General features: G+C 69.9%; 18 protein-coding genes and 2 pseudogenes. 5 read left to right on the top strand and 15 right to left on the bottom strand.

What is annotated here, in order from left to right; translation table 11 throughout:
- Positions 1–297: 297 nt before the first annotated feature.
- The 4 genes and pseudogenes from OG766_RS26630 to OG766_RS26615 form a co-directional block, all read right to left on the bottom strand.
- A complete protein-coding gene (locus OG766_RS26630) occupies positions 298–1,695 on the bottom strand; it encodes a DUF4192 domain-containing protein (RefSeq protein ID WP_266388378.1) in 1,398 nt (465 codons plus the stop codon).
- A 461-nt stretch (positions 1,696–2,156) separates the two neighbouring features.
- Positions 2,157–2,831, bottom strand: coding sequence for an Lsr2 family DNA-binding protein (locus tag OG766_RS26625; protein WP_328726346.1), 675 nt, complete (start codon positions 2,829–2,831; stop codon positions 2,157–2,159).
- A gap of 100 nt (positions 2,832–2,931) precedes the next feature.
- Positions 2,932–3,148: pseudogene (locus OG766_RS26620) on the bottom strand (NF041680 family putative transposase); the annotation flags it as partial.
- 372 nt (positions 3,149–3,520) lie between these two features.
- On the bottom strand, positions 3,521–5,680 hold the full coding sequence (locus tag OG766_RS26615) for a RecQ family ATP-dependent DNA helicase (protein WP_328726345.1): 2,160 nt from the start codon (positions 5,678–5,680) through the stop codon (positions 3,521–3,523).
- A gap of 320 nt (positions 5,681–6,000) precedes the next feature.
- Between OG766_RS26615 and OG766_RS26610 the strand changes: the two are divergent.
- Both OG766_RS26610 and OG766_RS26605 read left to right on the top strand, forming a co-directional pair.
- A pseudogene (locus tag OG766_RS26610) lies at positions 6,001–6,625 on the top strand (recombinase RecQ); the annotation flags it as partial.
- A 218-nt stretch (positions 6,626–6,843) separates the two neighbouring features.
- Positions 6,844–7,473 carry a hypothetical protein gene (locus tag OG766_RS26605; RefSeq protein WP_266388387.1) on the top strand — a complete coding sequence of 210 codons (630 nt, stop codon included), beginning with the start codon at positions 6,844–6,846 and terminating at the stop codon, positions 7,471–7,473.
- 233 nt (positions 7,474–7,706) lie between these two features.
- On the opposite strand, the gene OG766_RS26600 is transcribed toward OG766_RS26605, so the two are convergent.
- From OG766_RS26600 to OG766_RS26590, 3 genes are all read right to left on the bottom strand, one after another.
- Positions 7,707–8,327 (bottom strand): hypothetical protein, encoded by a 621-nt coding sequence (locus OG766_RS26600; RefSeq protein WP_328726344.1) that lies wholly within the window; start codon positions 8,325–8,327, stop codon positions 7,707–7,709.
- A gap of 105 nt (positions 8,328–8,432) precedes the next feature.
- Entirely contained in the window at positions 8,433–9,143 is a 711-nt protein-coding gene (locus tag OG766_RS26595; protein WP_328726343.1) for a ribonuclease HII, read from the bottom strand.
- A 72-nt stretch (positions 9,144–9,215) separates the two neighbouring features.
- Complete coding sequence (locus OG766_RS26590) at positions 9,216–9,842, bottom strand: TetR/AcrR family transcriptional regulator (RefSeq protein ID WP_266388396.1); 627 nt, start codon at positions 9,840–9,842, stop codon at positions 9,216–9,218.
- A 129-nt stretch (positions 9,843–9,971) separates the two neighbouring features.
- Here OG766_RS26590 and OG766_RS26585 point away from each other — a divergent pair, with 129 nt between their 5' ends.
- Positions 9,972–11,525: an MFS transporter gene (locus OG766_RS26585; protein WP_328726342.1), complete on the top strand. Its 1,554-nt coding sequence runs from the start codon at positions 9,972–9,974 to the stop codon at positions 11,523–11,525.
- Positions 11,526–11,617: 92 nt separating this feature from the next.
- On the opposite strand, the gene OG766_RS26580 is transcribed toward OG766_RS26585, so the two are convergent.
- From OG766_RS26580 to OG766_RS26565, 4 genes are all read right to left on the bottom strand, one after another.
- Positions 11,618–13,651, bottom strand: a complete 2,034-nt coding sequence (locus OG766_RS26580; RefSeq protein WP_328726341.1) for a DUF4153 domain-containing protein — start codon at positions 13,649–13,651, stop codon at positions 11,618–11,620.
- A 259-nt stretch (positions 13,652–13,910) separates the two neighbouring features.
- Positions 13,911–14,819, bottom strand: a complete 909-nt coding sequence (locus OG766_RS26575) for an ADP-ribosylglycohydrolase family protein (RefSeq protein ID WP_328726340.1) — start codon at positions 14,817–14,819, stop codon at positions 13,911–13,913.
- Positions 14,820–14,832: 13 nt separating this feature from the next.
- Positions 14,833–15,492: a histidine phosphatase family protein gene (locus tag OG766_RS26570; protein ID WP_266388408.1), complete on the bottom strand. Its 660-nt coding sequence runs from the start codon at positions 15,490–15,492 to the stop codon at positions 14,833–14,835.
- 82 nt (positions 15,493–15,574) lie between these two features.
- Complete coding sequence (locus OG766_RS26565; protein WP_328726339.1) at positions 15,575–16,180, bottom strand: YdbC family protein; 606 nt, start codon at positions 16,178–16,180, stop codon at positions 15,575–15,577.
- Between the two features lie 229 nt (positions 16,181–16,409).
- On the opposite strand from OG766_RS26565, the gene OG766_RS26560 reads away from it, so the two are divergent.
- A complete protein-coding gene (locus OG766_RS26560; protein WP_266388412.1) occupies positions 16,410–16,940 on the top strand; it encodes a TerD family protein in 531 nt (176 codons plus the stop codon).
- 142 nt (positions 16,941–17,082) lie between these two features.
- Here the strand turns inward: OG766_RS26560 and OG766_RS26555 are convergent, their stop codons facing one another.
- Both OG766_RS26555 and nrdR read right to left on the bottom strand, forming a co-directional pair.
- Entirely contained in the window at positions 17,083–19,983 is a 2,901-nt protein-coding gene (locus OG766_RS26555; protein WP_328726338.1) for a vitamin B12-dependent ribonucleotide reductase, read from the bottom strand.
- A 161-nt stretch (positions 19,984–20,144) separates the two neighbouring features.
- Positions 20,145–20,657, bottom strand: a complete 513-nt coding sequence (gene nrdR, locus OG766_RS26550; RefSeq protein WP_328726337.1) for a transcriptional regulator NrdR — start codon at positions 20,655–20,657, stop codon at positions 20,145–20,147.
- A 546-nt stretch (positions 20,658–21,203) separates the two neighbouring features.
- On the opposite strand from nrdR, the gene lexA reads away from it, so the two are divergent.
- A complete protein-coding gene (gene lexA / locus OG766_RS26545) occupies positions 21,204–21,998 on the top strand; it encodes a transcriptional repressor LexA (RefSeq protein WP_328726336.1) in 795 nt (264 codons plus the stop codon).
- An 86-nt stretch (positions 21,999–22,084) separates the two neighbouring features.
- On the opposite strand, the gene OG766_RS26540 is transcribed toward lexA, so the two are convergent.
- Both OG766_RS26540 and OG766_RS26535 read right to left on the bottom strand, forming a co-directional pair.
- Complete coding sequence (locus OG766_RS26540) at positions 22,085–24,058, bottom strand: ATP-dependent DNA helicase (protein WP_266388424.1); 1,974 nt, start codon at positions 24,056–24,058, stop codon at positions 22,085–22,087.
- A gap of 61 nt (positions 24,059–24,119) precedes the next feature.
- On the bottom strand, positions 24,120–25,922 hold the full coding sequence (locus OG766_RS26535; RefSeq protein ID WP_266388427.1) for an IucA/IucC family protein: 1,803 nt from the start codon (positions 25,920–25,922) through the stop codon (positions 24,120–24,122).
- Positions 25,923–25,950: the final 28 nt, after the last annotated feature.

Genomic DNA, 25,950 nt, shown 5'->3' with positions numbered 1-25,950 from the left:
GCCGGCCGTCCCGGGCCGCCGGTCGAAGCAGCACCGGGGTGGGTGCTTCGGCCCGGGCTCGACCGTGCGCTGCCGGCGGGCGCCGCACGGGCCGGCGGAACCGTTGACGGGGCGGTGAGCCAGGCCGTGCCGAGATGCGGGCCCGGTACCGAGGCCTGAGGTGGGTCGCTGAGAGCCATGTGGGGTCTGCTGTGCCTTCTGTGGGCTCCGGGCAGCCGCGTCGGGGGCGGCGGCACGGGGCGTAGGACATCGCCACCCAGGTGAACGGCCCCGCATACTGCGGGGTCACGCCGGTCATCACCGGGAGCCCGCATCGCGCTCGCCGGATCGCCTGGTGGAGCGCGCCCTGCTCCGTGCCCGCGGGACACCGGGATCCGACGCAGGGCTCTTCCTGCCGTCGGCCGGACGCGCTGTCCGGGGGCGTGACCGGGGCCGCCGACTCCCGGCGCGGGTCGCCGTGCATTCCGGTGGCCCCGCCGCTCCGGAAGCCCCGGACCCCGCAGGCGTCTGTGCCGGCGCCTCCGGCGTGGCCGCCCGGGGTCCGCCGGCGTCCGCGGCGCCGTCCACGTTCTGCGTGCGCAGACAGCGGCGCAGGTCCTCGGGGTCCAGCCCTTCGTTGCACGCCTGGTGGAGCAGTCGCGCGAAGACGTACTCGGGGTCGACGCGCAGGGCGAGGCTGAGCGCGACCCGCGCACCTGGTTCGTCCCCGGTCGACCAGGACACCCAGCCTGCCAGCGAGAGCGGGGCCGCCGCGTGCTCCCCGTAGGGACCGACGCAGCGGCGGGCCAGCGCCCGCCACAGCCTCAGCGCGCGGTGCGCCTGCGGCCCTTCCATCCAGGCCGCGGCCAGATCCCGGGTCTCCCGGTCCTGGAGGCCGAGGATCACGGCGGCCGCCTCGTCGTGGGAGATGAGCTTGTCGTCGCCAGCGTCCGCCGTCGACGGGCCGACCCCCAACGTCGCCCTGTCTCCCAGACGTTTCATCAGCCTGCGAGCGAGCCGCAGTGTCTCCGCCCCGACCTCCTCCTTGCTCCCACCGTGCAGGATTCTCGGCACGAGGCTGGCGCCGGCGGAGTCGAGGGCCCGCTCCTGATCGGCCGCGGCCGGGGTCCGCAGGGGCTCCAGGCGCGCCTCCATCTCCCGGAGCGATCCCCGGACCTGGATGCCTGCATAGGCCGCGGCGGCGGCCATCACCGATGTGCCCGGCATCGCCATGGCCGTCCCCTCCGCCGGACAGCAACGGGAGTCCGGGCACGAGTAGCTCCAGAATCGGCCGCCGGAGATGCAGAGCGCCTCTTGGACGGGAACGTCCAAGGCGCCGCAGGACGTCCGCAGCCACTGCGCGAGGGGCCGCAACCGCTCCATCACCGCCCGGCCCGTCTCCCCATCCGCCGGGTCCCGGCAGAGGAAGACGACGATGCCGTCGGGCCGGGTACCGCGGCGCTCGCTCCCTTCGATGAGACATTCGGCGAGGTGCTGAGCGACGGGCAGCCACTCGTGCGGTGAGTCGGGAATACCCAGCCTCAGACGGCCGCCGAAGCGGCCGCGGTCGCCGTGGAGCGCGACGAGCACGATCGAGTCGGTCGGATGGAAGCCCAGCATGTACGGCAGGGCATCGGCCAGTTCGGCAGGTCCGCGCAGGGTGATCTGCTGCTGGTCGTCGTCGGCCGGCCCAGTGGGTTCGTGGTGCTTGTTCATGGCACGACGGTCCCGCGACCGCCACGACTCCGCGACCCCTGTGGATAACGTTATCCACAGGTCGGCCGCCTCGTTCGCGCTTTGTCCGTGCCATCGGGTTGCATGCTCACGGGCGGAAGGAACTTCGGAACCACGACAGCTGGGGACAACGCCACACGGGCACCGCCCCGACCACCACGAAAACAGCCACCGCAGTCTGTCGGGTGTCGCCCCGCAGCCCGCATTCGAGCGCTACGTGCGAGCTTGACCGGCCCGACGACGCCTCACAAACCGATGCCGCCGCCGGGCGGAGTAGAGCCGATGGCGGTGGGCTGCTCCCGCAGATCCGCCGGGGGTGCAGCCAAGCATGAACACCGTCGGCCGCCCGCTGGATCTCGAAGAGAACCTCTTCCTGTCGCGGGATCGGAGGGGCCAGGACGGGAGACGTCCACCACGCTCGATCCAGGTCCGGCTGGCTTCGTTCAGGATCGGTTGGCTTCATCCCAGGCTTCCCTGACTTCCAGGGGAATCCGTCCGCGCGATGGTACGTCGTAGCCATGCGCCCGGGCCCATGTGCGGATCGCTGCGGTGTCGACCGGCCCCTGTGAGGTGATCGGTTCGGGCTTCCACAGAGTGGGGTGCGAGGGGATGAAGTCGCGAGGCTCGTCGAGGAGGTCGTCTGGGAACTGGGGGACCTGGGTCTGCCCGCTGAGGACGGAGACGAGGAATGCGGTCAGGTTCCCGTCGTAGGTGAACCAGCGGGGTCCGCGGGCCTCGTTGACGGCGATGCGCCATCCGTCGGGGTCGTCGGCTGGGGTGGTGATCCAGAAGATGTACTCGCCGTTGTCAGTGGAGCCGATGGCGAAGAGCTGGTCGGGGTCGCAGGGGACGGGGAAGGTGCCCTCGTCGTAGTCCTTGCGCAGGTGTGCCCGGACACGGCTGGGAACGGGGCCGGTGAGGTGGACGAACTCGGTCACGCCGTGCGGATGGAAGACGCTGAGGTAGTCGTAGAACCTCCCCGGTCCGTAGCGTTCGGCGAGTTCCTTGTAGTCCCGTGGCAGTGCCATGCCCAGCTCGGCTTCGACCAAGTCCCAGCGGATGGTCATGGTCGGGCTGGGAGGCGGACAGAGCCGGGTCAGTGACGCGAGGTCGGTCATTGGACTCCTCTGCGGCGCCGTGATTGCTGCGCCGCGTGGTCGGGGTTGTCGAGGTGCGTGTCCATGAAGAAGCCGTTCGACCCGTCGGCCTGCATGAGTCGCGGCGGACCCGGGCGGGGGTGAGCTTGCCGGCCGGGGTCGGTTTCTCCCACGGCCGGCGCAGGTCAGCCACGAGCGGGCGGGCGAGCCGGAGTTGGGTGAAGACCGCGAGGATCAGCCACGTCCAGCGGTCGGCGGCCTCGGGAGTGCGGATCTTCGGGCGGGTCCAGCCCAGGGTCTGTTTGAACCAACGGAAGGGTGTGCTCGATGTCGAGCCTCCATCGGGCGAGATCCTGGATTGGCCGCCGTACTAATTCGACAGCGAGTCCATGAACGATGGAGGTCACTCTCAACGAGGCTGTCCGGGAGCCCGGGCCCGCCCCTACCCTGTAGGCCGGGACAGGCCCCCAGACCGCTCTTGGAAGGTATGGCCGGCACGATGGGGCGTTGTCGGACCTGGTCGCGGTCGTTGCCACGGTGGGATACGCAGTCGGCATAGTGAGTCCGGATGCCGTCGTGGGTGTGCTACCCCGCCTTTGACCGGTGGGATGGCGTCAATATGCGCCCTACAACGGTCGGTTGAGAACCTCGAACGCCCCTGTTTGAACAGTCCGAGAGCCACGTACGACACGTTCGGTCAACGAGGCTCCCTACCCGGCCAGCGCGAGGACGAGCGGTAGCACCTGGGCGGCGTCGGCCTGGCGCAGCAGGCGTGCACCCACCGCGAGGGTCCAACCGGAGTCGGTGTAGTCGTCGACGAGCAGGACCGGACCGGAGGTGTCGGCCAAGGCGGCGGCGAGCTCGTCGGGCACGGTGAACGAGTCGGCCAAGGCGCGCAGCCGCTGGGCGGAGTTACTGCGGTGCGCGGCGTAATCGTCGGCGTGCGAGGTGTAGGCCAGGCTGCCCAGCAGCGGGAGCCGGCCGACCCTGGCCACGCCCTCGGCCAGCGAGGTGACCAGATGGGGGCGGGTGCGGGACGGCATGGCCACGATCCCCACGGGCCGCGCCAGCGCGTCAGGAGAGCCGCTGGCCCAGCCTCCCGGCGAGCGGGCCCAGTCCGCCAACACCGTCACGACGGCGTTCAGCACGTCGTCCGGGACCTGCCCATCTGCCGCCTGCGCCGAAAGGATCGGCCGCAGACGGTTGCCCCAGCCAATGTCCGACAGCCTCCCCAGCGCACGTCCGGTAACCGCCTGCTGCCCCGCGGGGATTCGGCCCTTGAGGTCCATGCCGACCGCGGCAAGGCCGGTCGGCCACATCTTGCGGGGCTCGACCTCGACCCCCGGCCGGTCCAGCTCGCCCGTCGCCGCCGCAAGGGCCTCGGAAGAGACAGCGGGATCGAGCCAGGGGCCGGCGCAGGTGTCGCAGCGACCGCAAGGGACCGCCTTCTCGTCATCGAGCTGCCGCTGCAAGAACTCCATCCGGCAACCCGTGGTTGCCACGTAGTCCCGCATGGCCTGCTGTTCCGCCTCCCGCTGCTTCGCGACCCACGCATACCGCTCCGCGTCGTACGCCCACGGCTGCCCAGTAGCAGTCCAGCCGCCCTTCACACGCTGGACCGCCCCGTCCACATCCAAAACCTTCAGCATCGTCTCCAGACGCGAGCGCCGAAGATCCACCAACGGCTCCAAAGCCGGCAGCGACAACGGACGGCCCGCCTCCTCCAGCACCGACAGCGTGCGCCGCACCTGCTCCTCGGGCGGGAAACCCACCGAAGCGAAATACGCCCAGATCGCCTCGTCCTCCTTACCCGGCAGCAGCAGCACATCCGCATGATCCACACCACGCCCCGCGCGCCCCACCTGCTGGTAATAGGCAATCGGAGACGAGGGCGACCCCAGGTGCACCACAAACCCGAGGTCCGGCTTGTCGAAACCCATCCCGAGCGCAGAGGTCGCCACGAGGGCCTTTACCCGGTTCGCCAGCAGATCCTCCTCCGCCTGCAACCGATCCGCGTTCTCCGTCTTCCCCGTATAGGAAGCCACCGGATATCCGCGCTGCCGCAAAAACGCCGCGACCTCCTCCGCCGCCGCCACCGTCAGCGTGTAGATGATCCCCGACCCCCGCAGATCCCCCAGCCGCTCCCCCAACCACGCCAGCCGATGCGCCGCATTCGGCAACTCCAGCACCCCCAGCCGAAGGCTCTCCCGGTCCAGCGGGCCCCGCAAAACAAGGGCGTCCCCGCTCCCCGTGCCCAGTTGCTCCGCCACGTCCGCGGTCACCCGCGCGTTCGCGGTCGCCGTCGTGGCCAGCACTGGCACTCCCGCAGGCAACTCCGCCAGCATCGTGCGCAACCGACGGTAGTCAGGCCGGAAGTCGTGTCCCCAGTCGGAAATACAGTGCGCCTCATCGACCACCAGCAGACCAGTCGTCGCCGCGAGCTTCGGCAGCACCTGATCACGAAAGTCCACGGAATTGAGACGTTCCGGGCTCACGAGGAGAACGTCGGTCTCGCCGCGCTCCACCTCCCCGTAGATCGTCTCCCACTCCTCCGGATTGGCAGAGTTAATGGTGCGCGCCTGAATACCCGCCCGCGCCGCCGCCTCCACCTGGTTACGCATCAATGCCAACAGCGGCGAAATGATCACCGTCGGGCCGGCCCCACGCCGACGCAGCAGAGCAGTGGCCACGAAATACACAGCCGACTTCCCCCACCCGGTCCGCTGCACCACCAGCGCACGACGACGCGCCTCCACCAGAGCCGCCACCGCCTGCCACTGATCCTCCCGCAGCCGCGCCGAACCCCCAGGGGCGCCGACGAGCTCGGCAAGGATGGCATCGGCTTCAGCACGGAGCTCCAGGTTGTCCATGCCCCCATGCAACCCGATGGCACTGACAATCGGCGAATCCACCCAGCGCGACAAGGGGCTCACGAAGGGTGCGCCTTGTCACGCGTGATCGAGGAAGGCGAGGGCAGAGCGCTCGGCCACGACCATCCTCGATCCACGCGTCTACGCAGGTCAGGGTTCCAGTACCACCTGGAACTTGAATGCCCTCCCGGTTCTGTAGCCCCCGAGCGGCTCAACAATCCCGATTTCCGGGACCAGGTGCTGCCGAAGCTCGCCGCCGCCACGGGGCTTCTCGTGGTGGACGAGGCCCATTACATCTCGGACTGGGGACATAACTTCCGGTCGAACCGCGAAAGATGTGGCCGACCGGGCTCCCGGCCGTCGGCGTCGACCTCAAGGGACGCATCCCGGCCGGCGAACAGGCCTTCGCGGGCCGGGCGCTGGGGCGGCTCTCCGACATCGGATGGGGCCAACCGGCTGCGCCCCATGCTCGCCCCTCATGCCCCCGACGGGCCGGTTCCGGACGACGTGGCCCATGCCGTCGTGAGTGTGCTGGCCGACTGGGCCAAGGGGCCGGGTGGCTGGTCGTCGGGAGCCGCCGACGCGCCCGCCCGCCCCGCCGGGGTGGTCACCGTCGCCTCGCGCGCCAAGCCCACACTCGTCGGGTCCCTCGGGTCCCGGATCGCCGAGGTCGGCCGGATGCCGTTCCTCGGCACCGTCGAGTACGTGCCCGGGGCGGAGGACGCACACATCTCGCGGACGAACAGCGCCCAGCGGGTGCGGGGGCTGCACGAAGCCCTGGTCGTTCCGCCCGCTCTGGCCCGGGCAGTGGCCGCGGCACAGGGTCCCGTACTGCTCATCGATGATCTTTCGGACAGCGGCTGGACCATCGCGGTCGCGGCACGGCTGCTGCGCCGGGCCGGAGCGGAGGGGGTGTTTCCGCTGGTCCTGGCGGTTCAAGCGTGAATGACGCGTGACAAGGAGTCCCGATGGGCAGGGATATGACCACCATTTCTGCCCATTCCAGTCAGCGGTCTCAATTGCTCGTTGCCGCTTGCCCCTGGGCCCGCAAGAATTGGAGGCACCGCCCCCGCACGGTGCCATCGCGGACCGGAAGTGCTGTGCCGCGGTGCGCCCTCACCCGACTCTGCCCGCACTGTGGGCGCGAATGCGAAGGGAGGACCGTGACCTTCGGATTCGCTTCGTCCGCAGCCACCACACTCGGTGGATCCGCCGATTCCGCCAGCCGTCTGGCCAGGATGCTGGAGCCCGCCGAGTGGGCGGAAGCCGGGATCCCTCTCCTGCGCAACCCACGCGAGGTAGTGAGCGGCCTGCACATCCGTCATCAGCCGATACCGTCGACCGCCGTCGTCGCCGTGCTCGACCATGAGGAACGGCTCATCGCCAGCGCCTCGTTCGCCCGTCGCTCCGTCCTGGCGGACGGCTGGGAGCTGCGTAACGCACTGCTCGCACAGCTGCGTCGGGTCATCCCGCACGACCTGCGCCGCCGGGCTCCGGTGCGTACGGCCGTGCTCCTCTACTGCCGTGACGGCGACGAGCGATGGACGGAGGAGGACGGTGCCTGGATGTGGGGGCTACGGGACGCGTGCACGTTGCACGGCCTGCGCTGTGGTGCGTACATCACGCTGACGAGCGGCGGTTGGCAGGTGCTGGGTGAAGGGCGCGGCGGACGCCGGCCCAACTCCGAGTCCCCGCCGAGTGGTTTCGCGGACATCGTGGCCGGTCCCGGTCCGGTGCCGTTGCGTACCGCGAGCGGCGCAGCCGAAGCGCTCCGCCGTACGGCGGCACGCTGAGACCACCCCTGGGGCAGCCCCTGACGGAGCTGCGGCGCATGCGCGCGACACCGGTCGGCAGCTCTGGGACTGCGGGTACGCCGCACCGGCCTCCGTGCAAGGTGGCGCGGCAACGGCACGGCTGCTGCCACACCACGCGCCGGGGACGGCGCCTCGCGGCAGGGCAGGCGTAGCACCGGACGTGCCCGGTGCCGGGCCGGCCCCAGCCGGGTCGGCGCGCTGTGCCTGTCGGCTCAGACGCCCGCGCCGAGTGCCGCGTTGATCCGCTGCGGGTCGCCGCACACGATGAGCAGCGCGCCGGCGCGGCCCCTGGCGACGGGCAGCATCCCTGCGGTGCCGTCGTCGCTGCCGCCGTTGACGGCCACGACGACCACGGGACGGGCCGACGCACGCTGCGCCGAGGCGACGTCCGCGTAGAAGACGTCGTCACCGGCGTCGTGCTGGGCCCAGTAGGCGCTCTCACCGAAGGACAGTTCATGCGCCGCCCAGGGATGCTGCTCCCCCGTGGTCAGCACGAGGATGTCGCCCGGAGCACGTCCGGTGTCGAGCAGCAGGTCGACGGCCTCACCGGCGGCGTCGAGCGCGCCCTCGGCGGACGCGGGGATGATCTGGATCTGCGGCATGGAAGGACTCTCCGGCCGTGGCGACTGGGTCGACGCGGCGGAGGTGTGTATGCGCTGCGCGGACTGCATGGACCTCGCCGGCCCGGGGCCTGGGCGACCGGGACGGGGAGCGGCCGCGCTGCGCGGACCGGGTACGGGACGAGGGGTCGGCGCGGTGCGGCCTGCGGCCGGAGTGGCGCGGGGACCCTGGGCACTCTCGTGAATCTGAGGCTCCTCGGGGATGAGAGGCATGGGTGGATATCTATCAAACGCCGGTGCGAGCGGCATCGGCGGGTGGGCACATAAGTGCGACCGGACCCTTCGGTCCATTCGCACAGCGGTCAGGCGCCGCCCGGTTCAGAAGTCGAAGCCGAGTTGTCCTCCGCTTTCCAGGGCGGCCGCCTCCACGGAGATCCGGATCTTCTTGAGATGCCGCCACCGGGGCATCGCGTCGAGATAGGCCCAGGAGAGGCGGTGGTACGGCGTGGGTCCGAGCTCCTCCAGTGCCGCCTTGTGCACGGGCGAGGGGTAGCCGGCGTTGTCGGCGAACGCGAACCGTTCGTACGCCCCCGACTCCAGCCCCAGCTCGGCCATCATCGTGTCCCTGCGCACCTTGGCGATGACGGACGCGGCCGCGACCGCGACACACGACTGGTCACCTTTGATGACCGTCCGCACCCGCCATGGCGTGCCAAGGTAGTCGTGCTTGCCGTCGAGGATCACCGCGTCGGGGCGTACCGGCAGGGCGTCCAGGGCGCGCACGGCGGCCAGCCGTAGAGCCGCGGTCATTCCCAGCTCGTCGATCTCCTCCGGAGAGGCGTGCCCGAGGGCGTGCGAGGTGACCCACTTCTCCAGCTCGGCCGCCAGTTCCGTACGGCGCTTGGGGCTGATCAGTTTGGAGTCGGTGAGTCCCTGGGGCGGTCTGCGCAGCCCGGTGACGGCGGCGCACACCGTGACCGGCCCGGCCCACGCCCCTCGCCCGACCTCATCGACTCCGGCGATGATCCTGGCACCGGTGGTGGCCCGGAGCGAGCGCTCAACGGTGTGGGTGGGTGGTTCGTACGGCATGGCGCCAGACAGGTTACGCCGCCGCGCCCGGCCGCAAAACCCCGGGATCCCGTCTCCGGCGCCTTCCCTCCGTCAGCCCTTGCGCGGGCACAGCAGAGGGACCATGACCCGATCGATCATCTCGGCGATGTCCGCATCTCCCCATTCGCTCCCACACACCTTGGAGCGGTACATCATCATCGCGGGGATGACGTCGAAGACCATGTCGTCCAGGGCGTCGGGACGCACGTCACCCCTTTCGACACCGCGGTCCACAACCTGCCGGAAGAGACGGACCGAGGGCTCGATCACACCGCTGACGATCAGCGCGTGGAAGCGCTCGGCCGTGGACGCGTCGCATTCGTGAAGGACTGCGCGCAGCGCGAACCCGGGCTTCGAGTACATCGCCGTCCGCATCCGCCGGCAGAGCTGATAGAGGTCCTCCCGGACGCTCCCGTGATCGGGTGCGTCCTCGAGCGAGGGAAGCCCCGCCCGCAGGGCGTCCTCGACCAGGTCCTCTTTGGAGGGCCAGCGACGGTAGACGGCGGCCTTGCCGGTCTGGGCACCGGCGGCTACGCCCTCCATGGTGAGGCCGCCCCAGCCGACCGTACTCAGCTGCTCGAGCGCGGCGTCGAGGATCGCCCGCTCAAGGACGGGCCCACGGCGGCGCAACGACACCGACTGCGGCCGAGCGGCGGCCGCAGATCGCGAAGTAACCATCAACAACTCTCCATCGCAGTGCGGTAATGCGGCAGTGCAGTGAACGCTTGCGTTCACTGTTGGGGACTCACTACCGTGAACAACGCAGTGAACGGACCCGTTCACTAACTCATGTGTGGGGGGACCATAGTGACCACCTCTCAGCTCGAAGCACTGCGCAAGCCGGGCTCCGCCCGCCGGGAGGGGCGACCCGGAATCGCCCTCACCGTAATCGCCGCCTGCCAACTCATGGTGGTACTCGACGCGACGATTGTGAACATCGCGCTTCCGCATATCCAGGACGCGCTCAGTTTCTCGACCACCGATCTCTCCTGGGTGCTCAGCGCCTACACACTGACGTTCGGCGGGTTGCTGCTCCTCGGCGGCCGGGCCGGCGACATACTCGGCCGCCGGCGCGTGTTCATGACCGGCATCCTCGTCTTCACCCTCGCCTCGCTGCTCGGCGGACTCGCCCAGGAGCCGTGGCAGCTGCTGGCGGCCCGCGCGCTCCAGGGCGTCGGCGGCGCGATCGCGTCACCTACGTCACTGGCACTGATCACGACGACCTTCCCCGAAGGGCCCGAGCGGAACCGGGCGTTCGGCGTCTTCGCCGCCGTCTCGGCCGGAGGAGGCGCCATCGGACTGCTGACCGGCGGCATGCTCACGGAGTGGCTCGACTGGCGCTGGGTCCTCTTCGTCAACGTCCCGATCGGCATCCTGATCGCCTTCCTCGCGCCGCTGTACATCAACGAGTCGGAGCGGCACCCCGGACGCTTCGACGTGGCGGGGGCGCTGACCTCCACCGCCGGCATGGCCTCGCTGGTCTACGGATTCATCCGGGCCTCCGAGGAGGGCTGGCGGGACGCGCTCACCCTGGGGTCGTTCGGTGCGGCGGTCGTCCTGCTCGGCGCCTTCGCGGTCGTCGAGTCACGAGCGCGGGAGCCGATCACACCGCTGAGGATGTTCGCCGACCGGAACCGGTCGGGTACGTACCTGATCATGCTGAGTCTGGCCGCGGCGATGTTCGGCATGTTCTTCTTCATCGTGCTGTTCGTGCAGAACGTGCTCGGCTACAGCCCGATCCAGGCCGGTCTGGCCTTCCTCCCGGTCACGGTCGCGATCATCACCGGCGCGGGCCTCTCGCAGCGGCTGCTTCCCGTGCTCGGCCCCAAGCCCTTCATGGTCACCGGTTCCGCCATCACCGGAGTGGGTCTCTTCTGGCTGACTCTCATCGGCCCGGACGGCTCGTATCCGAGCGGGGTCCTCGGTCCGATGGTGCTCTTCGGCTTCGGCATGGGCCTCAACTTCGTGACGCTGACGCTGACCGCCGTCTCGGGCGTCGCGCAGCACGAGGCGGGCGCGGCCTCCGGGCTGCTCAACGCGACACAGCAGGTCGGTGGTTCGCTCGGGCTGTCCATCCTGGTCACCGTGTTCGGCACGGCGAGCCGCGACGAAGCGGAGAAGCAGATTCCGTCGTTCATGGCACAGGCGACGCCGGAGCAGCAGGCGGAGTTCGCCAGGACGCAGGAACTGCCGGCCCCCTGGGGCCATGAAGTGCTCACCGAGGGCATATCGAGCTCGTTCGTCGCCGCGGTGGCCATGGTGCTCCTGGCACTGGCCACGGCGGTGCTGGTGATCCGGGTCCGCAAGAGCGACCTGGACGCGCTCAGCGGCAACGCGGGAGCCGGCGGGCCGGTCGCCTAGCGACAGCCGCCGAAAGTCCGGGAGTTCCGGAGTCGGGGAGTGAGCGAGGTGCGGTCCGTTCACGGGGGTACGGACCGCACCTCGAGGCACGCTCAGTCCATGCCGGTGCCCGGATCGAAGTCGCCGTAGTCGTCGAACTCGGCGTCCCCGTCGTACTCCTCACGGCCGTCGCCGAACTCGCCGTACCTGTCGCCCTCCGCGCACGACGACTCGCGGATCACGACAGGCCGCTTCTCCAGAAGGTCCCTGGCCCGTGTCTCGCCCCAACTGGTCGCGTACCAGGGCTGCTCCGTCTCCCGGAGATCGCGGTCGATCTCCTTCAGCGCACAGGAGCGCAGCGGCTCGGGCAGTGCGTCGAGGGCGGGAACGGCGTCCGCCGACAGATCCTGGAGATAGCTGATGTCGATCTTGTCCGTTCGCTCGTAGCGCTGAACGTTGCGCTCGGCCACCAGGGCGTCGGGCGATACGAGACCGAAGGCGAGGACGGCGGCCGCGGCGCTGCCCACGACGGTACGCGGCAGCCAGCGGCTCCCGAAGAGCCCCGCCGCGATGATCAGGACGAGCACCACCCCGAGCCACAGTTCCATCGCGGCCACGGATATCCGCAGCCGGGTCAGACCGTACGCGTCGACGTACAGGTCCAACCTGCGCAGGGCGGAGGCCACCACGACCAGCGTGAGCACGCAGAGCGTGCCGAGCACCGCACGGACGAGGGTGCGGTCGTTCGCGCCTTCGCGCGGGGCCCAGCGCAGGGCGAGGCCGATGACGAGGAGCGTGAGCAGCGTGGCCCAGAGGAGCTGCCAGAACCCCTGCCGTGCGTACTCGGCGTAGGTCAGTCCCGTCTCGCTCAGCACCTTGTCGTAACCGCCGAAGAGGACGGCGAGCTGGACGGCGATGAAGGCGGCGAAGAGCAGATCGAGGACGATCAGGGGAAGCGCCCACTCCACACGCCCCCGTGCCGTGCCGGGGCGCATGGCCAGTCGGTCCCAGCGCAGCGGAGCCGCGGCGGTGTGGGCGGCGGCGAGTGTCCCCGCGAGCCCGACGAGGAACAGGAGGGTACGCCAGGGCGCGTCGGTGCCGGAGACATCGGGCATCAGGTCGCCCAGCAGATCGGCGAAGGCCGCGTCGGCGCCCGCGAACAGCGCGCCGAACACGAATAGCAGGACCGCTGCCACCACGGTCGCGCGGACCGCGGGCCCCCACCGGCCGCGTGAACCCGCGGCGCGCTCACGTACTCCGAGCCAGCCCCAGACCAGGCCGGTGACCAGTGAATCGAGCACGCCGACCGAACCGAGGACGGCACCCGGCCAGGTACGCCCGCCGTGGAGGGCGAGCGAGCCGAGAGCCAGCGCCGAGACGACGGCGAGGAACGTGGGCCAGCCCGCGTCACGGACGGCCGGAACGACGAGCAGCGCGAGAACGCCCACCGCCCAGACCGCGGTCCAGGGACGGAGCCGCCGGCCGGCCGTGCGAGCGGCGAAGAAGGCGGCGAGCGCGGCGGGCACGGCCACGATCAGCAGATTCACGCCGAGGCCGTCGCCGAGCAGCAGGGCGCTGAGCAGCGCGGTGGCGAGAGCGCACCAGAGGGTGCCGACACCGACGGGGTGCCGTCGGGTCGGCCGGATGGAGGCGAGCCAGGGCTCGGGTGGTGGAGTCGGCTTCCACGGTTGCGAGTGCTGCGGAATCTGCGCGTACTGCGGGTGCTGTGCTCGCGCCCGCCCGGGGCCGTGCCCGGCCCGCTGGCCCTGACCGGGCACCGAATGAGGCGCACCCCACGCCCCATGGCCGGGTGCGTCGTGCGACCGCGCTCCACCGTCGGTCCGGCCCTGGCGCGGTGTCCCCGCCACGGCCTCGCTCGGGCGCTGCTCCTGACCGGGAACGCCGGCCTGGCCGGGACTTTCGTCCTGGCTCAGGCCCTTCTGCTCGTCCTGGCCCTGGTCCTTGGCCTGACTCAGGCTGTCGTCCTGACTCAGGCTCTCGCCCTGGCCCTGGACCTCGTCCAGAACCGGGCCCGAGGACGGATGCGGACCGGCGGCCCGGTCCTGGGCGTGCGGTTCGGCACCGGACTGCTCCTCCGGGGGCGGCCCGGTGTCCTGCGGTTGCGGTGCGGACGGTACGTCTGACACGGGACCCCCTCCCGGCCGGGTCCCGTCGCGTTACCACATGGCCACGCGCACGTCCCGGCGTCTCCTCGGCCGCGCCCTTCATGATCAACGCTGCGGCGTGGCCGAAAGGCTAACCCCGTACACACCGGCCGGCACAGTCGGAGTGGGGTTGTGGCAGGACCGTGACAGTCCGGCCTTCTGTCCCTCGGCCCGTCACGTCCCGCCTCGTCCCGTCCCGCTTCGTCCCGCCCTGTCCCGTCGGGACGGACTCGGCCGTGCCTCAGCCGACCCGGGCCGGCAACCAGCCGGGCAGGTCCTCGGTCCGCTCCAGCCAGTGCGCGGGAGGAGCCCCGGCCTCGGCCGCCGCGACCACTCCACCGGCGATCGCGCAGGTCGTGTCGACGTCCCCGCCGACCTGCGCGGTCGTCCAGAACGTCCGCTCGAAGTCGCCGAGGGCCCGCGCAGCGGACCAGAGCGCGAACGGCACGGTGTCGTGCGCGCTCGTACGGCGCCCGCTGCCGAGCACCGCGGCCACCGTGCCGGCGTCGCCGTAGTCGAGCATGTCGCGCGCCCGTCGGAGCCCGGCCCCCACCGCACTGCGCGGTACGAGCGCGACCACGCCGTCCAGCAGCTCGGTGGGCGAGGGCGGCCCGTCCGGGGAGGCCACGAGCGCCGCGGCCGCCGCGACGGCCATGGTGCCCACCACGGCCTCACGGTGCTGGTGGGTGACGTACGAGGAGATCTCCGCCTGGTGCGTGGCCTGCTCGGGGTCGTCGGCGTACCAGGCCCCGAGCGGGGCGATGCGCATCGCCGCGCCGTTGCCCCACGAGCCCTGTCCGTTGAACAACGAAGAGGCGAGCTCGCGCCAGTCACCGCCTTCACGGATCAGCCGCAGCATCCGGTTCACCGCGGGCCCGTAGCCCCGGTCGAAGTCATGGTGATCGGCGAAGGAACCGGCCAGCACATCCTGGTCGACCCGGCCGTGAGCGGCCAGCACGGCCACCACCGAAGAGGCCATCTCGGTGTCGTCGGTCCACTGCCAGGGTCCTGGCGGCAGCTCGCGCCGCTTCAGCAGCGGATAGTTCGAAGGTACGAAGAACTGGGAGCCCAGAGCGTCTCCCACGGACAGCCCACGCAGGCTGGCCAGGGCGCGGTCGAAGCGCCGGTCGAGAGAGGAATCAGCGGTCATCGCACGGGCCACTCTATCCGGTGATCCCATAAGGCTCAGGTGTGCACCAGCGCTCGAAGGGCCTGTCCAGCGTGTACCGCCCGTCCTTGCCCAGCTGCAGCACCCGCGTCTCGCCGTTGTCCGGATTCGACAGGGACTCGAATTCGGCCACCGACCAGTGGAACCAGCGCATGCAGAACAGGCGCATGGTCAGTCCGTGGGTGACGAGCAGAACGTTGGGCGGATGGTCGGGGGCCTCGAAGCTCCGGTAGAGACTCTCCAGGAACGCGCCCACCCGGTCGTACACGTCGGCTCCCGACTCGCCCTGTGCGAAGCGGTAGAAGAAGTGACCGTAGGCATCGCGATAGGTCTTCTGCAGACGAACGTCGTCCCTCTCCTGCCAGTTCCCCCAGTCCTGCTCGCGCAGCCGGGGCTCCTCTCTGATCCTGACGAGCCGGGGATCGAGGCGGAAGGCCCGGAGGGTCTCGTGCGTGCGTCGATAAGGCGACACATAGACACTCACCTGCTCATCGCCGAACAGCTCACGCAGCCGCCCGCCGGTTTCCCCGGCCTGACGCCGGCCGCGCTCGGTGAGTCTCAGCGCATGATCGGGCTCGCGCTCGTACACGGAGTCGTCGGCGTTCCCTTCGGACTCTCCGTGCCGGACAAGGACGATGCGCCGTGGTCGTGCCATAGGACAAACCCTAGATCGGGCCGGGGCCGGCCGAGGAGCGCCCCGGGGGCTACGCGCGGCGTGTCCGGGTCCGCCGGGCCGGTCACACGGTCCAGGAGGCTTCCAGCTCCACCACGTCCCCGGCGAGGGCGGCGACGTCCGCGTCCGTCTGTGCGCGAAGCGACAGCCGTTCCACCCGCTCCACTCGGTACTTTCCGTGCTCGGCGGCGGACTGCCACATCGACAGCACCAGGAACTCGTTCCCCTGTGCCTCGCCGAAGAGCCCCCGCACCATGCCGGGCGAACCCGCCATCGCCGGGTTCCACACCTTCTCCTGCATCAGGGAGAAGTGCTCCACCCGGTGCTCGTGCACCCTGCAGTGCGCGACCCGTACGACATCGGCGTCGGTGAAGCGCGGTTCGAAGCCGGTCTTCACGTCGAAGCGATGGTCGAAGAGTTTCGCCTGGGCGTCCTTGTACGTGCCGGACTGCGCGGTCGCCAGGCGGTCGTACGAGCGCGCCATGAACGAGTCGTAGAACGCGCGGGTCTCCCAGAACGCGAACACATGCGCGACATCGGGCCGCCCTCTGCTCCACCCGCCGCCCTGTCCCCGGAATCCCGGCTCACCCAGCAGCCCCGCCCATTTCCGCTGCCCGCGCTCGAACCCTCGACGGTCCACGACGGTGCAGCGAATCCACTTGACCAGCACCGCGCCATCGTACGGCCCAGGACGTGGCCCTGGTCACTCTCCGGCAGAAGGGGATACCGCCCGTCACCCCACCGTGGGGGTTCGAGCACACAACCGTGCGGTTCGAGCCGTCCGTCCACAGCCCACCCCGGGCCGCAACTGCCACGTGACACCATGGCAGTTCGCACATGGCACGGGGAGTTGACGTCCGCAGCTGCCCACAAGGCCGTTCACAAGGAGGGGAAGTCGGGTGAGCAGTCTCAGCAAGGGGCTCCGGAAGGTCCAGGTGACGCTGAAGTGGGACCCAAGCCCCATCGGAACACCCGCCCATGATCTCGACATCGTCGCCGCGACGTACACGGCGGACGCCCCGCACGGGAAGCCCGCGTATCTGGTGCACTTCGGCAGCCGGTCGCCCGACGGGACCATCACCCTCAACAGGGACAGCCGGACCGGCCAGGGGTTCGGCGCCGACGAGGTGATGACCCTGGAGCTCGACCGCCTGGCCGCGGAATGCACGAGGGTCGTCGTCGGCGTCGTCATTCAGCAGCGGACCGGCGAGAAGTCCTTCTCCGACATCAAGAACACCGGCGTCCGGATACTCGAAGGCCCCGTCGAGCTGGCGAACGACGACCTCTCGCGCCTCCCGGACGCCAGTGCCGCGACGATCGGCGAGTTCACCCGGGACGACGCGGGCGAATGGCAACTGCGCACGATCGTCCGCGGTTTCGACGCCGGTCCTGCGGAGTTCGCCGACCTGATGGGCCTCGAATCCCCCTGAACAGGCGCCCGAGGCACTGAGCACCGGGCCCCCGTGCCGGACCTGGAGACTGCCCACCAACGCGGAAGGGAGGGCGCCGGCCCATCGGCCGATGCCCTCCCTTCCTACGATCACGCGGCGGATTCAGCCACGCCGGATGCGATCAGCTGCAACCGCTCGTCGAGCCGCAGCCCTCGCAGATGTAGCAGGAGCCCGCGCGCTGCATCTTCGTCCCGCAGGAGAAGCAGAGCGGCGCGTCCGCGCTGATGCCGAGCTGCATCTCGACGAGCTCGGCGGAGGTGTGCGCCTGCTTCGGGGCCGGGACCTCGGCCTGCTGCGGGGCGACCGCCTTCAGGGTCTCCTGATGGCGCGGGGCGGACTGGGCCAGGCCCTCGACGTCCATGTCGACATCGTCGACGGACTGCTCGTACGAACCCGTCTCCAGGTGACGCTGGCGCTCCTCCGCGGAGTGGATACCGAGCGCCGAGCGGGTCTCGAAAGGCAGGAAGTCCAGCGCCAGGCGGCGGAAGATGTAGTCGACGATCGACTGCGCCATCCGCACGTCCGGGTCGTCCGTCATACCGGCCGGCTCGAAGCGCATGTTCGTGAACTTCGAGACGTAGGTCTCCAGCGGCACGCCGTACTGCAGACCGACCGAGACGGCGATCGAGAAGGCGTCCATCATGCCCGCGAGGGTCGAGCCCTGCTTGGACATCTTCAGGAAGACCTCGCCCAGACCGTCGTCCGGGTAGGAGTTGGCGGTCATGTAGCCCTCGGCGCCGCCGACCGTGAAGGAGGTGGTGATGCCGGGACGACCCTTCGGAAGGCGCTTGCGGACCGGGCGGTACTCGACGACCTTCTCGACCGCGGTACGGATGGTCTCCTCGGCCTTCTCGGTGATCTCGGCCTTCTCCTCCTCCTTCTTCTTGGCGGAGAGGGGCTGGCCGACCTTGCAGTTGTCGCGGTAGATCGCGAGCGCCTTGACGCCCATCTTCCACGCCTCGAAGTAGACCTCTTCGACGTCCTCGACGGTGGCCGTCTCGGGGAGGTTGACGGTCTTGGAGAGCGCGCCGGAGATCCACGGCTGGATGGCCGCCATCATCCGGACGTGGCCCATCGCGGAGATGGAGCGCTCGCCCATGGCGCAGTCGAAGACCTCGTAGTGCTCGCTCTTCAGGCCCGGGGCGTCGATCACGTTGCCGTGCTCGGAGATGTGGGCGACGATCGCCTCGATCTGCTCCTGCTGGTAGCCGAGGCGGCGCAGCGCCTGGGGCACGGTGCCGTTGACGATCTGCATCGAGCCGCCGCCGACCAGCTTCTTGAACTTGACCAGCGCGAGGTCGGGCTCCAGGCCGGTGGTGTCGCAGGACATCGCGAGTCCGATGGTGCCGGTCGGGGCGATGACGGAGGCCTGGGAGTTGCGGAAACCGTTCTTCTCGCCGAGGCGGATCACGTCCTGCCAGGCCTCGGTCGCCGCGGCCCAGATCGGGGTGTCCAGGTCGTCGACGCGGACGGCCGCGGTGTTGGCGTCGGCGTGCTGCTTCATGACGCGCTTGTGCGGCGCGGCGTTGCGGGCGTAGCCGTCGTACGGGCCGACGACCGCGGCGAGCTCGGCGGAGCGGCGGTACGACGTGCCGGTCATCAGCGAGGTGATGGAGCCGGCCAGGGCACGGCCGCCGTCGGAGTCGTACGCGTGGCCGGTCGCCATCAGCAGGGCGCCGAGGTTGGCGTAGCCGATGCCGAGCTGACGGAAGGCGCGGGTGTTCTCGCCGATCTTCTGCGTCGGGAAGTCGGCGAAGCAGATGGAGATGTCCATCGCGGTGATGACCAGCTCGACGACCTTGGCGAAGCGCTCGGACTCGAAGGACTGGTTGCCCTTGCCGTCGTCCTTGAGGAACTTCATCAGGTTCAGCGAGGCCAGGTTGCACGACGTGTTGTCCAGGTGCATGTACTCGCTGCACGGGTTCGAGCCGTTGATCCGGCCGGACTCGGGGCAGGTGTGCCACTGGTTGATCGTGTCGTCGTACTGGATGCCCGGGTCGGCGCAGGCCCAGGCGGCCTCGGCCATCTTGCGGAAGAGGGACTTGGCCTCGACCTCTTCGATGACGTCACCGGTCATCCGGGCGCGCAGCCCGAACTTGCCGCCGGACTCCACGGCCTTCATGAACTCGTCGTTCACACGGACCGAGTTGTTGGCGTTCTGGTACTGGACGGACGTGATGTCGTCGCCGCCCAGGTCCATGTCGAAGCCCGCGTCGCGAAGGGCGCGGATCTTCTCCTCTTCCTTGACCTTGGTCTCGATGAAGTCCTCGATGTCGGGGTGGTCGACGTCGAGGATGACCATCTTGGCGGCGCGACGGGTGGCACCACCGGACTTGATCGTTCCCGCGGAGGCGTCGGCGCCGCGCATGAAGGAGACCGGGCCCGACGCGTTGCCGCCGGAGGACAGCAGCTCCTTGGAGGAGCGGATACGGGAGAGGTTCAGGCCGGCGCCGGAGCCGCCCTTGAAGATCATGCCCTCTTCCTTGTACCAGTCGAGGATCGACTCCATGGAGTCGTCGACGGACAGGATGAAGCAGGCGGAGACCTGCTGCGGCTGGGGCGTGCCGACGTTGAACCACACCGGAGAGTTGAAGCTGAAGATCTGGTGCAGGAGGGCGTACGCCAGCTCGTGCTCGAAGATCTCCGCGTCCGCGGGCGAGGCGAAGTAGTTGTAGTCCTCACCGGCCTTGCGGTACGTCTTCACGATCCGGTCGATGAGCTGCTTGAGACCGGTCTCGCGCTGCGGGGTGCCGACCGCCCCGCGGAAGTACTTGCTGGTGACGATGTTGACCGCGTTCACCGACCAGAAGTCGGGGAACTCGACGCCACGCTGCTCGAAGTTGACCGAGCCGTCGCGCCAGTTGGTCATGACGACGTCACGGCGCTCCCAGATCACCTCGTCGTACGGATGCACGCCGGGGGTGGTGTGGACGCGCTCGATGCGCAGACCCTGCCGGGCCGCTGCAGCCTTGGATCCCTTGGCTCGGGACCCTCGTGCCGGGCCGCTCGTCGTCTCTGTCATGCCGCCTCCCATATACGGGCGAAAACGCCCTGAAGTGCCCAGATCTTCCCGTGGCACGTTTTGTCTGTTGCCCGGAAGCCGCGCCGCGTCGCGCAGCACCCGTGACAGGTCTCCTGCCGCTCCGAAGTCGATCCCCCGGCCCGCTCGCGCGGGCCGGTCGATCAGTCGACGGCTTTGACGGGCTCGGGGACCTCGCTGGTCACACCGGGCCCGCCGTCCTCTGCGGGTGGCCGCCGCACGCGGAGCTCCGCGATGGCGGCCTCGAAGTCTTCGAGCGAGTCGAACGCTCGGTACACGGACGCGAAACGCAGGTACGCGACGAGGTCGAGCTCCTGCAAGGGGCCGAGTATGGCCAGCCCCACGTCGTGGGTGGTCAGCTCGGCGCTGCCGGTGGCGCGCACCGCTTCCTCGACCCGCTGGCCGAGCTGAGCGAGAGCGTCCTCCGTGACGGGCCGCCCCTGGCACGCCTTCCGCACGCCGGAGATGACCTTGGTGCGACTGAAGGGTTCCGTCACCCCACTGCGCTTGATCACCATCAGCGACGCGGTCTCGACCGTCGTGAATCGACGGGAGCAGTCGGGGCACTGGCGGCGACGGCGGATCGACGTGCCGTCGTCGGTGGTCCGGCTGTCGACGACACGACTGTCAGGGTGCCTGCAGAAGGGGCAGTGCATGGTTCCCAACCCTCCTTCACAGCACGACTGAATAGCCTCGCAGGGGCGGTTCAGCCCCCCTCGAAGCAGCCACAAGCATAGGCGATCGCCACGGTCTTGATGGACCGGGGACCACAACTTCTAGGCGGCCAGGACAATCCAACCACTAGATCTGGGGTTTTGCCGCCAATCCCCGCACCAGCGCGTGTCGCGCGGCGGGCGCGTACCCCGCACGACCGGCCGGGGCCCGCAGGGCCGGCCATGAGCCTACGGGAGGCGCGCGGCGCGCCCGGTTCCGGGGCCACGCTCGCCGGATTCCTGAGCCGCGCTCGCCCGATTCACGGGCCGCGGATGACACACTGGGCTTACATCCCACGGCTCCACGCTCCGGCCGTGAGGGCTACCGTGGTGGCCTCGATCGCCGGTGCGATCACAGCCCGCCTATACACCCAGTGACCAATCGATGTCAGCGGATCTGCGCTTTTTCACTCGAACGTGTGTTTGGCGCAACCTTTCGAAAGCAACTACCGTTGTCCAGCTAGGGAGACCATCTCGAGAGGGGCCGACGTGACCACCACCGCAGACAGTGCCACCATCACTGCCCAGGACCGCTCCCAGAACCGATTCGAGCCGGTGCATGCCATGAATGACGCAGTCACGACCCCGGAGGGCGCCGAGCCCTCGCGACCTGGGCGTTCGCTGCCCGGCCGACCTCCAGGGATCCGCGCCGACAGCTCCGGTCTCACGGACCGGCAGCGAAGGGTCATCGAAGTCATCCGCGATTCCGTGCAGCGGCGGGGATACCCGCCGTCGATGCGGGAGATCGGCCAGGCGGTGGGTCTCTCCAGCACCTCGTCGGTCGCCCATCAGCTCATGGCGCTGGAGCGCAAGGGCTTCCTCCGCCGCGACCCGCATCGCCCGCGGGCGTATGAGGTGCGCGGCTCGGACCAGCCCGCCACACAGGCGACGGACACGACGGGCAAGCCCGCGGCGTCGTATGTGCCCCTGGTCGGCCGTATCGCCGCCGGTGGCCCCATCCTCGCCGAGGAGTCGGTCGAGGACGTCTTCCCCCTCCCCCGGCAGCTCGTCGGCGACGGCGAGCTGTTCGTGCTCAAGGTCGTCGGCGACTCGATGATCGAGGCCGCCATCTGCGACGGCGACTGGGTCACGGTCCGCCGTCAGCCGGTTGCGGAGAATGGTGACATCGTCGCGGCGATGCTGGACGGAGAGGCCACGGTCAAGCGCTTCAAGCGCGAGGACGGCCACGTTTGGCTGCTCCCGCACAACGCTGCCTATCAGCCGATCCCCGGTGACGAGGCAACGATCCTCGGCAAGGTGGTGGCAGTGCTTCGGCGGGTGTGAGCACACACCGTCGGCTCTGACCGGGCCCCGGGACCCACTGCGCCGGTCCCGGGGACCCTTTTTGCCCTCTGCCCTGCGCCTTTGCCCTACGTCTCGTCCTTCTTCGCCACGGCATCGATCGCGGCCAGAGAGCGGCGCACCTGGTTACGGTCCGTGGTGTACCAGAAGTCGGGCAGTGAGGCCTTCAGATAGCTTCCGTAGCGGGCCGTGGCCAGCCGCTGATCGAGTACGGCGACCACGCCCCGGTCCCCCGTCGCCCGTACGAGACGGCCGGCACCCTGCGCCATCAGCAGTGCCGCATGCGTCGCCGCGACTGCCATGAAGCCGTTGCCCCCTGCCTCCTCGACCGCCTTCTGGCGGGCGCTCATCAGCGGGTCGTCAGGTCGCGGGAAGGGAATCTTGTCCATCACCACCAGCTGGCAGCTGGAGCCTGGAACGTCGACGCCCTGCCACAGCGAGAGGGTGCCGAACAGACAGGTCCGGGGGTCCGCCGAGAAGTTCTTGATCAGCTCGCCGAGGGTCTCTTCGCCCTGGAGCAGGATGGGGAACTCCGGGATGCGGGTGCGAAGCTCCTCGGCCGCGAGCTGAGCAGCCCGCATGGAGGAGAACAGGCCGAGCGTGCGGCCGCCCGCCGCCTGGATCAGCTCGGTGAGTTCGTCGAGCATGTCATCACGATCGCCGTCCCGAGCCGGGCGGGCCAGATGCTTCGCCACGTACAGGATGCCCTGCTTCGGGTAGTCGAAGGGCGAGCCGACGTCGAGGCCCTTCCATACGGGCAGCTCGTCCCCCACCGTGCCCTCCGGGGCCAGCCCGAGCGACGCGCCGACACCGTTGAAGTCGCCTCCGAGCTTGAGCGTCGCGGAGGTGAGGACCACCGAGCGGTCGGCGAAGAGCTTCTCGCGGAGCAGGCCGGACACGGAGAGCGGAGCGACCCGCAGGGATGCCCCGAAGCGGTCGTGGCGCTCGTACCAGACGACGTCGTACTCGGATCCGTTGGTGATGCGCTCGGCGACGTCATGGACGGACTCGACCGAGGCGAGGGCCTGCTTGCGGACGGCGTCCTCGTCCTGGACGGACTTGTCGCGGGTGGAGCCGAGCGCCGAGATGACCGTACGGGCGGCGTCGCGCAGCGCCATCAGCGCATAGCCGAGGTCCTCCGGGATCTCTTCCAGACGGCCGGGGAGCGCCAGCTCCATCAGCCGCTCGAAGCCCTCGGCCGCGGTCTGGAGCTGGTCGGCCGCCTTCTCGTTGACCAGCTTCGCGGCACGCCGCACCGCGCGGTTGACCTGGCCGGGGGTGAGCTCGCCCGTGGCGACCCCGGTGACCCGGGAGACCAGCTCATGGGCCTCGTCCACGATCAGCACCTCGTGCTGCGGCAGCACGGGAGCGCCTTCGATGGCGTCGATGGCGAGCAGGGCATGGTTCGTGACCACGACCTCGGAGAGCTTGGCGCGCTCCCGTGCCATCTCGGCGAAGCACTCCGCTCCATAGGCGCACTTACTGGCGCCCAGACATTCCCGCGAGGACACCGAGACCTGGGACCACGCACGGTCGGAGACGCCAGGGGTGAGGTCGTCGCGGTCGCCCGTCTCCGTCTCGTCCGCCCAGTCCCGCATCCGGAGCAGGTCCTGGCCCAGCTTGCTGGTGGGCGCGGCCGCCTCGAAGGGGTCGAAGAGCCCTTCCTCTTCTTCCTGCGGAACGCCCTCATGGAGGCGGTGCAGGCACAGATAGTTCGACCGGCCCTTGAGCATGGCGAACTCCGGCCGGCGGCGCAGCAGCGGATGCAGTGCGTCCACCGTGCGTGGAAGGTCGCGCTCGACGAGCTGCCGCTGCAGCGCGAGCGTCGCCGTGGCGACCACCACGCGCTCCCCGTGGGCCAGAGCGGGCACCAGATAGCCGAGGGACTTTCCGGTACCGGTGCCGGCCTGGATGAGCAGATGGGACCCGTCGTCGATGGCCGCGGCGACGGACTCGGCCATGGTGACCTGGCCGGGCCGCTCGACCCCGCCGACGGCGTCGACCGCGGCGTGGAGGAGCTCGGGGAGGGATGGCTTCGTCATAGACCGTCCACCCTAAGGGGCGCCACTGACAGCGCGATCACATTCCGGACGGCCAAGACCTTCAGCCCGTGCTCAGCGGGTTGCGGACCGTGCCGTGGACGGCGGCGTGCGGGCGCTCGGAGCGGTCCCGGTAGCCGTCGAGGTGGAGCCTGTTCCGGTTCAGGCAGAGGCGCTCGATGCGCGCAGTGAGGAGATCGAACAGCTCGTACCGGTCCTTCTGCTCCGGGAAGCGCGCGTGGTACCGCAGGATCTCCGCCCGTACGAGGGACCAGAACTCGTCCTCCGTCACCTCTAGTTGGTCCTCGCAGAGCGGGGCGAGATAGCGGAAGACGCCGACGAAGAGTCCGGAGTGGATGAACTGCGTGAGGAAGGCGGGCTCCTCGGTGAGGAGGACCTCGCGTACGTCCTCGGGCATGGTGTCGTGCTCCGGCAGGGGCTGGGCACTGACGTTCACATCGTCTACGAAGTCCTTGATCGCGAGCCGCACGGGCACGTCGTGGTCGTCGAAGACGACGATGGCGTTCTCCCCGTGAGGGGAGAACACCGTGCCGTAGCGGTAGAGGAAGTGCATCAGGGGCGGCAGCAGTGCGGCGAAGAGGTGCCGCAGCCATACGGTGGCGGACAGCCCGGATCGCTCGACCAGCTCGGCGGTGAAGGCGCGCCCCTCGGGGTCGGTGTGCGTGAGCGAGGCGAGGGTACGGGCCCGCTCCCCCGGCGGCAGCCGCAGGGGTTCGCGCCAGATCGCTCCCAGGAGTTCCTTGTACTGGTACGGGACCTCGGGGAGCCGGTCGTAGTGCGGGTGCTCGACCGTGACGGAGGCGACCTCGCCGAGCAGGATCACCTCGCATTCGTCCCGCAGGAAAGGGTCCGCGTCGCGCAGCCCGTGGACCCAGGCGGTGACGGCCGGCGCGGCGAGGGTGCGCTCGGTGGGCAGCCCGCGCCAGACGAGGGTGTTGAGGACGGAGAGGGGGAGCTTGACGGTGTGCCGGTCGGGGCGGCTGGTGTTGAGGAAGGTGCGGATGGACTGCTGGGGCAGCCGGAGGTCGCCGTCCGTGGTGAGCGGGATGATCTCGCCGCGGGCGATGGAGGGGGCGTAGAGGGGCAGGAGCACCTGGTCCCATTGCCATGGGTGCACGGGCAGGAAGAGGTAGCCGGCGGGGTCGGCGCCGCGGGAGCGGAGTGCGGCGCTGAAGGCGTCGCGTACGGCGGGGTCGAGCTCCGTGACGTAGAGGCGGTCGGGGGTCGCGAGTCCGGGGACTCCGCGATAGGCGGCGAGGCGGGTGCTGACCGCGATCCAGGGCAGCCGGGCCGGCGTGCGCGCCTCGGGGGTCCAGCGGGCGGCGTCACGGGCGGAGAAGCCGAGACGGCCCTTGTTGAGGACGAGCCAGGGGTGGCCCGTCTGGTGGCCTTCCAGCGCGGCGTAGTCGAGTTCGGCGAGCCGAGCGGCGGGGAGGGCGGTGTGGTCCAGCCTGCAGTCGGCCGCGAGTGTGGTGTTCAGTTCGCGTACCAGGTGACCGAGCGTGGCGCCGTCGAGGGAGAGGAGCCGCCGGGCTCCGACGAGGAACCGCAGGGGGTCGGTGAGGGGGGCTCCGTCGCATTCTACGGAGTCGGGGACGACCTGCCAGCTTCCGTACGCGCCGCGCCGGGCACGGAAGGAGAGGGTTTCGCCGTCGTCGAGGCGGAGGGCGTAGCGGTCGTCGCCGCCCTGGGGCAGGGGCTCGATGATCTCCTCGTAGGCGAACTCGCTGATCATCTTGGCGAGGAGACGGTGGGCGGCCCGTTGCCAGGTGCCCGGGTTCAGTTCCGGGGGCGCGAGCAGAGCGGGCGGCTCCTCGGAGTCGGAAGAGGCTGGGGGCTTCGGCACGGGGACTCCTCGAATGGGACCGATGCGG

The sequence above is a fragment of the Streptomyces sp. NBC_00259 genome (genome assembly GCF_036181745.1).
GTDB lineage: Bacteria > Actinomycetota > Actinomycetes > Streptomycetales > Streptomycetaceae > Streptomyces > Streptomyces pratisoli.
Note: the sequence above shows the minus strand (reverse complement) of the source record. Positions and strands in the feature narration are given on the sequence as shown.

Excerpts from the sequence above, each read along its gene's own strand:
- OG766_RS26615 (WP_328726345.1), bottom strand. The coding sequence starts at position 5,680 with ATGGACAACCTGGAGCTCCGTGCTGAAGCCGATGCCATCCTTGCCGAG.
- OG766_RS26555 (WP_328726338.1), bottom strand. The coding sequence starts at position 19,983 with ATGACAGAGACGACGAGCGGCCCGGCACGAGGGTCCCGAGCCAAGGGA.
- OG766_RS26595 (WP_328726343.1), bottom strand. The coding sequence starts at position 9,143 with ATGCCGTACGAACCACCCACCCACACCGTTGAGCGCTCGCTCCGGGCC.
- OG766_RS26600 (WP_328726344.1), bottom strand. The coding sequence starts at position 8,327 with ATGCCTCTCATCCCCGAGGAGCCTCAGATTCACGAGAGTGCCCAGGGT.
- OG766_RS26575 (WP_328726340.1), bottom strand. The coding sequence starts at position 14,819 with ATGACCGCTGATTCCTCTCTCGACCGGCGCTTCGACCGCGCCCTGGCC.
- OG766_RS26630 (WP_266388378.1), bottom strand. The coding sequence starts at position 1,695 with ATGAACAAGCACCACGAACCCACTGGGCCGGCCGACGACGACCAGCAG.
- OG766_RS26540 (WP_266388424.1), bottom strand. The coding sequence starts at position 24,058 with ATGACGAAGCCATCCCTCCCCGAGCTCCTCCACGCCGCGGTCGACGCC.
- OG766_RS26625 (WP_328726346.1), bottom strand. The coding sequence starts at position 2,831 with ATGACCGACCTCGCGTCACTGACCCGGCTCTGTCCGCCTCCCAGCCCG.
- OG766_RS26570 (WP_266388408.1), bottom strand. The coding sequence starts at position 15,492 with ATGGCACGACCACGGCGCATCGTCCTTGTCCGGCACGGAGAGTCCGAA.
- OG766_RS26590 (WP_266388396.1), bottom strand. The coding sequence starts at position 9,842 with ATGGTTACTTCGCGATCTGCGGCCGCCGCTCGGCCGCAGTCGGTGTCG.
- nrdR (WP_328726337.1), bottom strand. The coding sequence starts at position 20,657 with ATGCACTGCCCCTTCTGCAGGCACCCTGACAGTCGTGTCGTCGACAGC.